At 33.0% G+C, this 14,211-nt stretch carries 11 protein-coding genes and 1 tRNA gene; 1 reads left to right on the top strand and 11 read right to left on the bottom strand.

Annotated elements, in window-relative coordinates:
• The first annotated feature begins 72 nt into the window (after positions 1-72).
• Positions 73-1,257, top strand: coding sequence for a redoxin domain-containing protein (locus LZQ00_RS02985; RefSeq protein WP_234511804.1), 1,185 nt, complete (start codon positions 73-75; stop codon positions 1,255-1,257).
• A gap of 237 nt (positions 1,258-1,494) precedes the next feature.
• Here LZQ00_RS02985 and LZQ00_RS02980 read toward each other — a convergent pair whose 3' ends face one another.
• From LZQ00_RS02980 to LZQ00_RS02930, 11 genes are all read right to left on the bottom strand, one after another.
• Positions 1,495-2,166, bottom strand: coding sequence for a hypothetical protein (locus tag LZQ00_RS02980; protein WP_234511802.1), 672 nt, complete (start codon positions 2,164-2,166; stop codon positions 1,495-1,497).
• 66 nt (positions 2,167-2,232) lie between these two features.
• Complete coding sequence (locus tag LZQ00_RS02975; RefSeq protein WP_234511800.1) at positions 2,233-2,916, bottom strand: hypothetical protein; 684 nt, start codon at positions 2,914-2,916, stop codon at positions 2,233-2,235.
• A gap of 330 nt (positions 2,917-3,246) precedes the next feature.
• Positions 3,247-5,313, bottom strand: coding sequence for a WG repeat-containing protein (locus tag LZQ00_RS02970; RefSeq protein ID WP_234511798.1), 2,067 nt, complete (start codon positions 5,311-5,313; stop codon positions 3,247-3,249).
• A gap of 115 nt (positions 5,314-5,428) precedes the next feature.
• Complete coding sequence (locus tag LZQ00_RS02965; RefSeq protein ID WP_234511796.1) at positions 5,429-5,722, bottom strand: hypothetical protein; 294 nt, start codon at positions 5,720-5,722, stop codon at positions 5,429-5,431.
• Between the two features lie 17 nt (positions 5,723-5,739).
• Positions 5,740-6,069, bottom strand: coding sequence for a hypothetical protein (locus LZQ00_RS02960; RefSeq protein WP_234511794.1), 330 nt, complete (start codon positions 6,067-6,069; stop codon positions 5,740-5,742).
• A 106-nt stretch (positions 6,070-6,175) separates the two neighbouring features.
• Positions 6,176-7,180, bottom strand: a complete 1,005-nt coding sequence (locus LZQ00_RS02955) for a DUF4844 domain-containing protein (RefSeq protein WP_234511792.1) — start codon at positions 7,178-7,180, stop codon at positions 6,176-6,178.
• A 1,131-nt stretch (positions 7,181-8,311) separates the two neighbouring features.
• A tRNA-His gene (locus LZQ00_RS02950) sits at positions 8,312-8,388 on the bottom strand.
• 274 nt (positions 8,389-8,662) lie between these two features.
• Complete coding sequence (locus tag LZQ00_RS02945; RefSeq protein ID WP_234511791.1) at positions 8,663-10,441, bottom strand: AMP-dependent synthetase/ligase; 1,779 nt, start codon at positions 10,439-10,441, stop codon at positions 8,663-8,665.
• Positions 10,442-10,727: 286 nt separating this feature from the next.
• A complete protein-coding gene (gene fbp, locus LZQ00_RS02940; protein ID WP_234511789.1) occupies positions 10,728-11,744 on the bottom strand; it encodes a class 1 fructose-bisphosphatase in 1,017 nt (338 codons plus the stop codon).
• Between the two features lie 33 nt (positions 11,745-11,777).
• Positions 11,778-13,346, bottom strand: coding sequence for a phosphoenolpyruvate carboxykinase (ATP) (gene pckA / locus LZQ00_RS02935; protein ID WP_234511787.1), 1,569 nt, complete (start codon positions 13,344-13,346; stop codon positions 11,778-11,780).
• A gap of 273 nt (positions 13,347-13,619) precedes the next feature.
• On the bottom strand, positions 13,620-13,994 hold the full coding sequence (locus LZQ00_RS02930; protein WP_234511785.1) for a YkvA family protein: 375 nt from the start codon (positions 13,992-13,994) through the stop codon (positions 13,620-13,622).
• Positions 13,995-14,211: the final 217 nt, after the last annotated feature.

The raw sequence follows: 14,211 nt of genomic DNA, 5'->3' as shown, positions 1-14,211 counted from the left end.
TATTAGAACAAGTGATATAGCATGTTCTTAAACATTGAATTTTAGGTAATCACAGTTTTGAAAAGATGAACCATGAAAAAAATTTATGCCTTATTTCTTGTAGTTTTATTCTTTAATAAAGCTACATCACAGGGACTACATGTTCAAGATAAATTTCCTATCCACAGTATTACTGGTTATCAACCTGCGAACAATCTCAAATTAGTTGCATTCATTCCCAGCCTGTACTTGGACTGTGAATATGCCAGTATGCTCAGCACTTCTTTTCATTACTATTTTGTGCAGGGACTTGCATTTCCATCTGGACAAAAGCCAAAGATTGACATTATTTTGGTCGTAAACGATAAGGATAAATGGACAGATAATGATTTAACGAACCAGAGTAAGATTTTCAAACTCGAAAACCGAAATATATTGGATAGTATGAAGGTTATTTATGATGAAACTGGTTATATATATACATCCGTTGGTTTGCCTGTATTTCGTCCCTTTTCGAAACAACAGGTGCAACAAACGTCCTCCCCCCTGAAGATATCGTCAGATTCATTATCTTTCAACCTTTCTATGTCACCTGAACAACCATCCGATTCACTATTAAACAAAAGTTCTGTTTTATTCCTTTTAGATGCAGACAATAAAATTCTTTTTAAAGACACAGCCTACCGCGCTCAGGGAGAACATTTAAAACCGCTGGAAAATTATATGAAGCAATTTCTTTCCTTAACCTCGCGGGATACCAATCATCAGGAATATACTATGCTTAAAATCGGAGACAAAGCTCCTGATTTTATTCTGAAAGATCCGAATAATATCTTCCCAACAAAAAAGTTGTTAGATGATAAAGAAAAATGGAAAATAATCACATTCTATCCAGCAGCATTTAGCGGTACACTCCCGAGTGCTTTATCTCATGGGGGCATGCTTGCTCGTATAGCAAGCTGTTCTGCGCAAATACAGTCTTTCGATAAAATCATATTGGGATCTACTGAAATAAGATATGCTATTTCCAGCTCTACCATGCCACTGCTCAAGTATTGGGGTTCTACTTTACAAACATACAACACGGTTTACTTAAATGATGAGGACTATGAAATAGCCAAACAATACAACGCTTATAACAAAAATGGTTATAACAACAGGCTTACCTATATTATTGCACCTAATGGCATCATAAAATATATAGACTTAAACTATACCAATGAAGATGAACAACAACTACCAGAAAAGATGCGAGAGCTCACAAAATCCAAAAAATAAATTTGCTGACAGTAGATGGACAAGCGTTCTTTCTTAATCACTATGGCCGTTTATTATTCGTAAAATCTACTATTACCGAGTCAAGAATAATTGTGAATATCAACGAAGAATAAAAATAGATTTTTCGTATTTTTCGGTCTACACAAAAACAGACTGATTTTCCAACAAAAAACGAAAGCTGATTATTTACAATTTAGAAGGAAAATGTGACCGTATAGTGTAAATTATTAAAACTAATTATTTATAAATAATTAGTTTAGTTTTATCAAATTTACAATAATATCCTGCTTTCCATATTTCAAAATAACTTTTTAAGAAGTCGTGTTCAGGTTTATTTTTAAATGTTGGAAACCGTAAGTAATAAGACAGATAATAATCGCAGTTAATGGAATAATACGCTTCATTTAAAATGCTGATTAATCCATCCCCATCTTCGTTTTCAATGCTCCAGTCAGAAATTGTATCGTATAAATATGAATTTAAGTAATCATTTTTTAATTCTCTTTCCTCTTCATAAATGACAATTTCGTGGACATTTTCCAACATTTGTTCAAGTTCTTTGTCTTCCAAAAATTGTGAAAATATTTTTATACTTTCAATATGTGCCTTCCCTAAATGCTCCAACAATTCTTTATTTCCAGTGGAATCAGGACAAAAATAACCAGGAGAAATACCTTCTTTAAACTGTTGAAGCGTTTTCTGTTGAGTTGCTTCATAAATAGGTATAATTCTTTCTAGTAACTCTTGTCCCTTTTCTAAGGATACAAAGACTTTTTCTATGTCCTTTCCATCTGGCATAAAACATTGAAAGTAAGCATAAAATTCATCTGAAAGATCTCTCTTTTCTATATCAATTTCAATCCCGGGCACTAATTGGGCAAGATGCTCTGCATATTGTTTCTTATCCATTTTTATTTTTTATTTTATTTCAATATTTCACTCTCGCTAAGCAAGTATGTTTACTTAGTATTCATTTTATTCTTGTACATTGGTTATATTTATCTTTTCTAGCTTCAATTCTGAAAAGTATTTCTCGGGTAAAAATATTTTACCTGTTGTGAGATCAGTCTCGAAACTAGCAATATATTCGTTCCCTTGAACAATATGAGCCATATCTCCTCTCGCTGTTATTTCATATTCCGAACGAAGTAGTGGTATCATCGTTGATACTTCAGGCGGTAACCATCTTCCTTTTTTATCCTTTTTTGAAGATGTAGATGGTGCTGAATAATATTCCTGGAGAACAAAAAAATCACCGACAGCTCCTACATCTTCCCATCCCTTTGGCAGCTTTATTTTCTTGTCATCGACTTCGCTTAGCAGATAATAGCTATTATTGTCTTTAATGCGTGTATAAAAAGTATCACGATATTCCAGATGACGCACATCGATATCATCATATTCCTTCATTTGTCCAGTATTGCGATTAAAAAGAAGGCTCTTTTTATTGGTATCGTGAAATACCCATTGTGATTTAGCATAAATATATTCTACAATACCGCCGTACTGTGGCGCTATTATTTCCTTACCAGAGGTATCTACAACACCAGTTTTACGCTGTATATCAAACAAACGGTAAGCCCTATTATCTTGAGCTTGCAACACAAGAGGTGTGTATATAGCTATTAAAAAAATAAGCTGGGAAAACCTGATTTTCATGTTATGTTTGTAAACTAATCGACAATTGGGGTATGAAAAATAATCAGAGAAAATAATTAATAATTGTTTTCCTGTTTCTGCGTCTTTTATTGTTTAAAGTAATGATTGAGCTGTTTAATTATTTGTATTCAAATGTAATATTTCTGCAGGGCTAGTTACAAAACCGTTTACAATTCGTAGGACTTGATTTATTATTCGTATATATTTTAAGATTTCCTTGTTATATTTGCAAAACTATTTCGTATAATGAGAATTTATTGCAATAACCAACTCATACCTAAGTATAAGGAACCAGATTACCAATTGTTGTTTACTGAAATGATGGGATTTCTATTGTTTCTTTATCAAATCGCCTTTATAATTGTAAAGTTTATCATTAAAAAGATAGGTTCTTTTTTTGCCTTTCCAGTTTAAGCTAAGACCATAGCTACCTGGCTTTTTACCCTGCAGCATATATTTCCCCATTTTATCTATAATACCATATTGATCTTCTGTCATCACAAAAGCGTAACCAGCTTGAAAATCATTTATTTCAGAAAAAATGAATGGAACAGTTAATTCTCCTTTGTTGTTTATGGCACCATATTTCCCTTCATCATTCCGCACCACCACCATACCATCTGAAACCTCTTCCATACTATCATAAATGGCAGGCTCCATAATCTGACCTTTTTCATCCAATAATCCATACCGACCATCTTTCATGAAAATAGCCATCCCATCTTTATAATTAAAAATAAGATCGTATTCTAACGGAACTATCTCTTTCAAGTTATTATCGATCAGTCCAAATCGATCATCACCATCTTTGTTAACTTGTACAACAACAGCTTTTCCATTATAAAAGGAATTAATAGCATCATATTTAAATGGACAAAGCTGATTTCCTTCTAGATCTAAAATACCATACTTGTCATTCTTGTTAGCAATAAGTAATGGATATTCCATTTCATTTTCAAGATCTGATGCCCGATTTACTTCATCAAATTTTTCATCATTCAGAGGTTGGCCATTTAAGTTTAACAAACTGTATGTGTCTTCTTTTTGTGCAATAATGACCTGACCTATTACTTGGAGTGATCGGTATGTTAAAGGAAGAATTAGTTTTCCTTCTTTGTTATACAGCCCATGTAAATATTCATTTTCATGATTTACAGTATCCCTATTAACAATTTTCCGTATGACGACCATACCGTTTTCCTGACCGTCTAAATAACCATCCATTTTTAAATTGATCAATACATTCTTCTTCTCATCAAAGTAATAGTTCGTATGATGATAAGCCGTGTCGGTAGCATAATAATAATGATCATTTTCCTTTTGCAATGATTTATATTGTTCTTTAATTCGAATGTTTCCATCTACATCGGAAATACCTTTTCGTTCATTTTCATCGCTAAAAACCTCATATTGGTTTTTTTTCGTTTCTTTATTATAGGCTGTAATATCCTGCTTGAATAATTTACTGTCTTCCTTAAAGTAAAATACAAGATGTGCAACATTACCTTTAAAGCCGTATTCTTTATAATCTACTGGAGATCTTTCAGGTAATTTAAGGGTATTGATCCTGTTCTTTACTTCATTGATCAAGTCTTCTTTACTCCCAAATTCATTGGTATCAATTTTTTTTACGAAATCAGCAAACAACAAATCTATTTCTTTTAATAAAATTTCTATGCTACCATCAGGTTTATAGCTTGAACGTGTAAAGTTTTTGTGATCGACAAGTTTACCATTGCTTGTAAGTGCATATACTTCCAACAAGTCTTTATTGATAGTCGTATCTACACGGAATTTTACTTTGTTTTTATTGACCCAATCCAAATAAATCTTACCATTTCTGTAAGACATTTCTTGTAGGGAAACATTCATTTTTACGGTTGCCATCTTTGTAGGGATATGCTGACTAGCAATAGCTTTCAGACTATCTATAGCCCTTAATCCTACTTCTTCACTACCGTACGATTTTCCATCTTTATAAGCCTGATTCACAACATAATTTAGGTCAAGATAAGCTACATGATCATCATCTTCTTGATCAGGAGGACTAATTTGGAAGTCAGAATTGGGCAAGGAGAATAGCTGATTAAAAACTGATGTTTTTATCGTTGCATGAAATTGCTCTTCTATCAACTTGGCATCTGGTAGTGTATATGGAGTTGTACTTTCTGCTGTTTCTTCCGTATATACGACTTCTGTTTTATTGCTATTAAAGCTGCTTATGCGTTTTAATTGCTGTTGAAAGTTATGAATACTTTCAACCTGATCAGCAAATACTATTCTTATTTCTGGAATAGATTTATTCCTTAACTGTTCTAGAAATTCTTCTTTTTCACTATCAAAAAATAACGACTGTGCCCGACTGCTAACCGATACGATTAACAGTATTATGATCATGAAATATCTATTCATTGTTATACTATTGAATATCTAAATTTATTTTCTAACGATGTATTTATTTTCTCTCCTCTAATTAACTATAAGGATGAAGTAATGTATCTTTAATTTCACACTACATGTATCGGTATTTATCCAACAACATGATAAACAAAGTGAGACCTGTGGTTGCAATAACGATTAGAGCAAGTGTAATCACAACCCACCAGATCATATTTTTTTGTCTTGCTCTAAAGAAGGTAAAATATGTTAGGATCACTACGGCTAAATTAATGACTGCTAAAATATTCAATTCAATAAAAGCAACCGGAATATGACTATCCTCATACCGGTATGTATAAAACAGATGTATGATACTGATCAGTTGTATAACAATGATAACTGCTGGTACAGCTTTTAATTTTTCCATATCATTCATTAATGCGATTACTGCTTCTTTTTTCCATTTGATAATAGAAAAATAAAAACCAGCAATATTAATTGTATGATAACAACAGCTAATGTAATTCGCTGATTTTCAAATACAATGTCTGAAATATATCTTTCATTTTTCCGTTTCAGATCTATTTGATTTTTCAATACTTTCTTTTCACATGTGTCTATGTCAGTTCTGGCATCAATCTCTTGTTTTTCCCACATGGCATAAGTGTCGTTCTTATTTGGTGGAATATCGAGCAAATGCAATTGCTTAATAATAAGCCAACCACAAATGACAATCGTAATTAAGGATAAAGAAAGTGCAATTATTTTTTTCATTTTTTATTTTACGATCACAAACAGCTATGTGGCTTTTACAAATATTTATCTTCAATGATAACATTTCTAGCGTTTAAGCAATAAACCATTTACAATTCGTAGAGATTTACTTTTTTAGAAATGGATACAACCAGTGATTTAGTTCTTCATTTATATTCACATTTTTTATTTCAGCTAACATATAATACCAATCAACCACTGCTTCACGATCCTCTGTTTCCAATTCACTCCTGCTCAATGTACCAATACTTTTGACGAGTCGTTCTTTTATGACTTCTTTGTCGTCATCATTGGATTTTTCACAGAAGTCGATGGCACTTAAGATCGTTTGGGTAAATAAAACATACTCCTCTGTTTCTATTAAATCTTCCTGCAACATCCATTTAAACCGTTTTGTCACCTGTTTCTTCAATTGGCTGTAAGTGGGTAAGGCGGATTGCATAAAATTACTATCATAAATAGTGGTTAGTTCTTTTTCAATACCTAAGTTTCTGATATCATTTACAGTGTTGTAGATGTTTAGTATCTCCAGGTTGCTGTTGTTGCTGCGGTTTGCATACTTCGCCATATCGATTAACAACATTTGTTTCATGGTCTCATCTGTGAGCAGGCCGTCTTGTCTTATAGTAGTCAGTGTATTTAATATAACAGTGTATTCGTCGGCTTTGATGTCTTTGTTAAAAGCTAGTTTCTTATAATTCTTTACCTGGATGATTAAATCATCCAATCTGTCGTTTCCAGTCTGGTATTTTGCAAACCAATCGTTCATAGCCTTATTGACTTGAATCTGAATTTCCATTTCTATTTTGGGCGGATAATTTCTCATCATCCTTTGGCTGCTGATACAATAATATGTGGAAGCAATCACTATAAAAACCTGATGCGTTATTTTGATATTTTCAAAGCTCTGAACTGTTTCTTTAAAAAGCCTTGTAATATCCTTTGCATCTATATCTTGGTGATTGAGATAATAATCCAAATCTTGTACTAGTCGATTGTTCAACTGTTCGCTTTCTGCAGATGTAAGTACGTTTTGCTGTTGCAGCTTTTTCGTTTCCTCTTTGGTTTGCTTTTTATTCAGTTCAATAATCTGTTGTGTCTGGTTTTGCATATTGTTACAGGCTGTTAATGTAATCAGGATAAAACATAGTAATGTCCTCATTTTTTTTGAGAATTTCTTTTAAAATAGCTTTTTAAGACGCCAGCTGTCAAAACCATTTACAATTCGTAAGGATCAGTTTATTATTCGTAGAATTAATGAGGAGTACAAGCTTATGTACCCTTGTCTCAGCAAACTTTCATTCACTTTCAGCTCCTTTGATTTATTATTCCAAAGGATCACTTCAATCCTCTTTGAAAACCAAAGTCTCTAGACCGAAATATTCTTGCAAGAATGTTATTGGGGCAACTTCAAAAGTTATAAAACGCGGTAAACTATTATCTCCAAATCTATATCTTGTTGCCATTGTTCAGCTTTAAATTTCATTGGTTTTGCCCTATTTCCAGACAGAGTGTTCAGTTTTTGTTGGATTTATTGACAACTGAAAGAGCGAACACTTAAACTAGATAGAGGTTAAACGCACTCTTATGATACATTAACTTCAACAGATATAGTAAAAAAAAGCAGCTCTTTTCAGAACTGCTTTCCAATCTACCAAAAGTAAATTAACCTTCGTGAAGCTATTTTCATACAAAAAGTAGCTTCACGAAGGTTATTATTACTAATACGTATAAAGACAATCTACAGCAGACATTGATCTCCTATATTCAAGCCAACCATCCAAATATCTTCTATCTTGGACATTTACACTTCTGTCTTTTGTCCATTTCATACCGCCTTTTACACCTGTCATCCCTGCTTTAGAGATTACAGTGGCTTTTTTTCTAACATTTTTAAATTTTTCATACCTATATAATTAACGTGAAATACTAATCTAACGATAAGGAAAATTACCTCCAATTCATAATATATATTCGCTTAACCTCCATCATTTTCCGTTCGCAATAGCATGATATTAGTCATTTTTTTAAAGAATGAAACAGAAAAGGAATAGCATGTAACAATATTTTTATTTTTTACAACAAATGGGGTGCCTGAGCAAGCATAAGTATGTGCCTAATCGATAAATGTCTTTAAAGACATTTCAATCACAATATATCTGAGAATCGGATAACGCTATTCAATGATTTGAAATTGGCGACAAACAAAAAAAGCAGTTCTTTTCAGAACTGCTTTCAAAATTGGGGTAAGTGATGGGGCTCGAACCCACGACCCTCGGTACCACAAACCGATGCTCTAACCAACTGAGCTACACCTACCGTGTTTTGTGCTACAAAAGTAGAACAATTATTGATATATAAAAACTGTTTATCGTATTTTTTTACAATAAAATTTTACAACGTTCATAATTAAGATTTTAAGTTTCGATCTGGAAGAAAATTTTTTCTTTTTAATCTGAAAACAAGCATGAGTGCATATATACTTGTTTTAGGATAAGAAGCTAATATACAACTAAACGTTATTTAAGAGCTATATATAATTAAAAAGTTATCTCCAATCGTATTCAGGATATCTTATTTACATATTCAGAAGTTAATCATTTTCATTTTGATAAAGCCGATCATATTCCGTCTTATATTTCTCCAAGATTACTTTACGTTTCAATTTTAACGTTGGTGTCAATTCTCCACCTTCAATAGTAAATTCTTCTGGAATAATCATTGGTTTCTTAATCTGTTCCCAATTACCAAAATGTTGATTTGCCAACCGAATCTCCTGATTTATTTTCTTTATAATTTTATCTTGTTTGAAAAATTCTTCTTTAGCAAGATGAACAAGACTGCTATCTTCCGATTTCGCCCAATCCAACAAGTGTGCATAATTAGGCACAATGAAAGCAGACGCGAATTTCATTCCATCTCCTACTACCATCGCTTGCTCTATAAATCTTGATTCCACTAACTTCTTCTCAATAGGCTGAGGAGTAACGTATTTTCCACCTGATATTTTGAAAAGCTCCTTCTTACGATCTATAATTTTCAAGAATTTTTCATCTACCCAAATCCCAATATCTCCTGTATGCAACCAGCCATCGATAATTGCTTTGTCAGTCTCTTCTTTATTTTTATAATAGCCCATCATGACATTTGGACCTTTGACCAAGATCTCACCATCATCTGCAAGTTTTATTTGAACATCTTTAACTGCTAGTCCTACAGTACCAACACGTGTCCCTTTTAAATAATGGTTTACTGAAATAAGTGGAGATGCTTCTGTCATGCCATATCCTTCGTAGATAGGAATTCTTGCAGCAAGAAAAACACGAGCTAATTTACTTTGTAAAGAGGCACTTCCTGAGGCCACTGTTTGTAAGCTTCCGCCTAAACCTTCATACCATTTATCTAACACGAGCTTGCGAGCTAAGGCTAGTTTAATATTATAAGCAAAACTCCTCTGCTCTGGATTTGGATCATACTTCTCTCCGATGGATACTGCCCAATCAAATATATTCCGTTTCATTCCCTGCAAATCATGTCCCTTTTTCATGATTTTCTCATATACCTTTTCCAAAATTCTTGGAACCGCAGTCATGATATTGGGTTTTACTTCTAATAAATTTTGTCCGATTTTTTCAAATGATTCAGCGATATATACCGTAATTCCAATATACATATAGGTGTAAATCACCATCCTTTCATACGCATGACAAGGTGGTAAAAATGTTAAGCCTCGATCATAAGCTTTACAGGGCGTGATTTCCTCCGCAGATCGAACATTCGCAATAATATTGTCATGTGATAACATGACACCTTTTGGTTTACCTGTCGTACCTGAGGTGTAAATCAATGTTGCCAAATTAGAAGATAATATTTGATCTTTTAGTTCTTGAACACGTTGATCCGATACTTTTAATCCAATATCGACAATATCACTCCAATTTCGCACTTCATCATCTTTTGCAATACAAAAAACATACTTAAGACTATAAATAGAATCTTTCAGGTTGATAATTCTTTTATATAAACTTTTTGAACTGACGATTGTCAACCTAATCTCGGCATCATTAAAAATATATTGATAATCTGTATCTGTAATATTGGGATAAATGGCAACAACAACAGCGCCTATTTGTTGAATGGCAAAATCAATAATATGCCATTCGACACTACTCTCCGCTATCAGACCTACCTTTTCATTTGGTTTAACACCTAATTCGATTAACCCTTTTGAAATAGCATTTACTTTCTTTAAAAACTCTTCTGTTGTAATAGATTTCCATTCATCATTGGTTTTACTTGAGAACATAGTCAAATTTGGATATAACTCCAACTGCCGACTAGCTAAGTCAAATATTCTTAATTTTCCCTCCATTTTGATCTTATGTTAATATATTGCCGCTCACCTGAAACTTATTCCCTTAAACAATAAAGTAAGAGAATAAGTTTTGCAAAACTAATGAATTGACAACACAAAGATTACAAGTTATAGGAATAAATACTTTTGAAAGGTTATCCATATGGAAAATACCCCCCTTCATCCAAAACTCTGCACAAGAAGTTTAATGAAAAATAACCAAAAAAAATGATGAATGCTTATTGAAATAGTTATTATATGAAAAAGGCTCTAGGAACAAACCTAGAGCCCTTAGCTTGATTTATTAGACATTTAATGAAGGTTCACACTCCATACGATAGAAATATTCGACCTTTTCAACCATTTTTCTACTTCCAATAACAATCGGAATACGTTGGTGTAATTCTGTTGGTTGGATATCTAAAATACGTTCGCTTCCTGTAGTTGCTTTTCCACCAGCTTGCTCAATGATAAAAGCCATTGGATTACATTCATACATCAATCGGAGCTTTCCCTTAGGAAAGGATAAGGTTTCAGGGTAAATAAAAACACCGCCACGAATCAAATTACGATGGATATCGGCGACCATGGAACCAATATAACGTGAAATATAGGGTCTTTTGGTTTCTGCATCTTCAATTTGACAATATTTTATATAATTCTTTATTGCTTGTGGAAATTTAATATAGTTTCCCTCATTGATAGAATAAATCTGTCCATTGTCAGGGATTTTCATATTGGGATGCGAAAGACAAAATTCACCGATAGAAGGATCTAATGTAAATCCATTTACTCCATTACCAGTTGTGTAAACAAGCATTGTGGATGATCCATAGATAATATATCCGGCAGCAACCTGTTGTTTTCCCTGTTGTAAAAGATCATTAGCCATCGTAATTCCCTCGGTTCCTCCTCTTCTGTAAATAGAAAAAATAGTACCAACGGAAACATTCACATCAATATTGGAAGAACCGTCTAGCGGATCTATACAAACAATGTATTTGGCATTTTTGGAAACAAAATCATGAGATAAGTCAATTCCTAATTCATGCTCTTCTGAAGCAACGTAGCAACACTCACCTCCTCGCTGTAAAGCCGAAATAAATTGAACATCTGCATAAACATCCAATTTTTGCTGCACTTCCCCCTGTACATTCGTCTCTCCATATCCTCCCAATAAATCGGCTAAACCAGCTTTATTAACTTCACGATTCACCATTTTTGCCGCAATACCAATATCGCGTAGCAAGCGTGATAGCTCACCTTTTGCAAAAGGAAAATCAGCCTGCTTTTCAATTATAAATTGACCTAACGTTTTCATATATGTCGACGATTAATTTAAAAAGGTTATATATTAAACGGTAGTAAAGTATGTATCCTGATATTTTTTGAAATTATTTTCAAAAAGTAATTTTAAAGCTTTCGCTTGTCCATCATACGCTTCATCATTACCCCAAAGCTCCTTGGCACTTAAAATTTGTTGTGGCACTTCCTGGCAAAATGTTGGATAATTTAACCTAAAAATAGGATGAGTCTCCATTGGATACTCTTCTAACTCTCCACTTAATGCCGCTTGAATCAAGCTACGTGTATAGGCTAATTTTATTCTTCTTCCGATTCCATACGGACCTCCAATCCAACCGGTATTGACCAACCACACTTTGGTATTCGGATTTTTTTTCAGCTTATCTCTTAATAACTCCGCATATTCCATAGGATGCAAAGGCATAAAAGCTTGTCCGAAACAGGCTGAAAATGTAGCTGTAGGTTTCGAAACACCCATTTCTGTTCCCGCCACTTTTGCGGTATAGCCATTAATAAAATAATACATCGCCTGTTCAATCGTTAACTTTGATATGGGAGGTAAAACTCCAAACGCATCAGCTGACAAAAAGAAAATATTATCTGGAGCGTCCACTAACTTAACCTCTCGATAGGATGAGATATAGGCTAATGGATAAGAAACACGCATATTTTCTGTAATACTAGCGTCCTGAAAATTAGGAATAGCTGTTCCTTCGTAAAATTTAATATTTTCTAATAACGAGCCAGACTTGATTGCTCCACAGATTTCGGGTTCGTGCTGTGGATCTAAACCTAAACATTTAGCATAACAACCACCTTCAAAGTTAAACACCCCTTGATTTGACCATCCATGTTCATCATCACCGACTAAGTAGCGATTTACATCAGCCGATAACGTTGTCTTTCCAGTTCCTGACAATCCAAAAAATAATGCGGTATCACCATCCTTACCAACATTTGCAGAGCAATGCATCGATAGTACAGCATTTTCGACTGGCAATACAAAATTTAGAATTGAAAAAATACTTTTCTTAATTTCACCAGTATAAGCTGTACCAATAACTAAAACAACTCGGCGACTAAAATCAATAGCGACACAATTTGAAGCATTCAGGTCTAATTCTTGATAATTTGGGATTTGCAAATCAGAAGCAACAAGAACCGTCCAATCTACTGTTGTATTTTCAATTCCAGGCGATTCAATAAACATATTCGAAACAAATAGATCTTGTGTAGCTTTTTCAGACACAACTAGAATGTGTTTCGCCAACTCCTCATAGGATACTGCTTGGCAGTCTCTTACAAAAAGTTCTTTAGATGATAAATAATCACTTACCAAATCATACAATTCATTGAATACATCTTTAGCAATTGCTTGATTAATCTCATTCCAGAAAACTCTATTTTCGGTGATTTCATCTTTTACAAGATATCGATCTTTAGGTGACCTTCCTGTAAATTTCCCTGTCAAAATATTCAAAGCTCCATTATCGGCTTGAGTAGCTTCTCCATTTTGAATAGCATGCGCAATGAGGGCAGTTCTATCCAATTGACAAAATACTGCTTTAGGTGCGTGGATACCCAAACCAGCTAACTGTTTAATCTTTGATAAAGTCATACTTTTGTTTTAAAATATTGACCAAATCTAGCTAAATATAATAGATAGATACAAAAAAAATTTAGCTTATTGTTGAAAATACACGGATTTAAATAATTGATTTTCAGTATATTAATTACATAAATTAAATTAAATATTTTTTACAGCTAAAATAATAAAGAAAATAGCTCAAAATTATGCTAAAAAAATATGACAATTCAAACACAAAAAAGTCTTTGTTTATTTTATAAACAAAGACTTTAAATTATTTCTCTATATCTAACAATTTTTACATTAAAAATTATCTACAGGTACTTCTTTCCTAAATAGTTTATATTTTTTTATTTCCTCTGAAAGTTTAGAGATGGCGTACCCCACAATTGTAACATCGTCCATCCATCCCAATACAGGTATAACATCTGGTATTGCATCTAGAGGAGATATGACATAAACAATCGTTCCTATAATGACTGATAAATTCCATTTATTCATTTTATACTTACCTGAGAACGTATCTCTACACATAGCAAGCAGAAGTTGAAAGTCTTCTTTTCTTCCATCTAAATCTTTAACCTTTTCTTCTGCCTTATCCAAATCCTCAGCAGTAATTTTTTGTGTTTTAAATCTTTCAAATAAAGCCAAAGCTTTACTCAGAAAATGTTTCTTCATTTGATAAAATTTATAAAATTCAGTACTAGGACTACGCTACTTCAGTAAAGTTTAATCTTTAAAGCAATATACCTATTTTATTACATATGTCATTTATTTTCAGTAGCTTTATATGGAAACATTATTTTCACTTAAAGACAACTACCATGGCAAAAGAACAAAATGCGGTAAAAAATGATAAAAAGAAAGCTGAAAAAACATTAAAAGAAAAAAGAGC

Source organism: Sphingobacterium sp. SRCM116780 (assembly GCF_021442025.1).
Taxonomy (GTDB): domain Bacteria; phylum Bacteroidota; class Bacteroidia; order Sphingobacteriales; family Sphingobacteriaceae; genus Sphingobacterium.
The sequence above is the reverse complement of the archived record's forward strand: the minus strand, read 5'-3'. Positions and strand labels throughout refer to the sequence as shown.

What these genes read in the sequence shown, in the direction of transcription:
- LZQ00_RS02960 (WP_234511794.1), bottom strand. Translation starts at nt 6,069, where the DNA reads ATGAAAAAAATAATTGCACTTTCTTTATCCTTAATTACGATTGTCATT.
- LZQ00_RS02965 (WP_234511796.1), bottom strand. Translation starts at nt 5,722, where the DNA reads ATGGAAAAATTAAAAGCTGTACCAGCAGTTATCATTGTTATACAACTG.
- LZQ00_RS02945 (WP_234511791.1), bottom strand. Translation starts at nt 10,441, where the DNA reads ATGGAGGGAAAATTAAGAATATTTGACTTAGCTAGTCGGCAGTTGGAG.
- LZQ00_RS02930 (WP_234511785.1), bottom strand. Translation starts at nt 13,994, where the DNA reads ATGAAGAAACATTTTCTGAGTAAAGCTTTGGCTTTATTTGAAAGATTT.
- fbp (WP_234511789.1), bottom strand. Translation starts at nt 11,744, where the DNA reads ATGAAAACGTTAGGTCAATTTATAATTGAAAAGCAGGCTGATTTTCCT.
- LZQ00_RS02970 (WP_234511798.1), bottom strand. Translation starts at nt 5,313, where the DNA reads ATGATCATAATACTGTTAATCGTATCGGTTAGCAGTCGGGCACAGTCG.
- LZQ00_RS02955 (WP_234511792.1), bottom strand. Translation starts at nt 7,180, where the DNA reads ATGCAAAACCAGACACAACAGATTATTGAACTGAATAAAAAGCAAACC.
- LZQ00_RS02985 (WP_234511804.1), top strand. Translation starts at nt 73, where the DNA reads ATGAAAAAAATTTATGCCTTATTTCTTGTAGTTTTATTCTTTAATAAA.
- LZQ00_RS02980 (WP_234511802.1), bottom strand. Translation starts at nt 2,166, where the DNA reads ATGGATAAGAAACAATATGCAGAGCATCTTGCCCAATTAGTGCCCGGG.
- LZQ00_RS02975 (WP_234511800.1), bottom strand. Translation starts at nt 2,916, where the DNA reads ATGAAAATCAGGTTTTCCCAGCTTATTTTTTTAATAGCTATATACACA.
- pckA (WP_234511787.1), bottom strand. Translation starts at nt 13,346, where the DNA reads ATGACTTTATCAAAGATTAAACAGTTAGCTGGTTTGGGTATCCACGCA.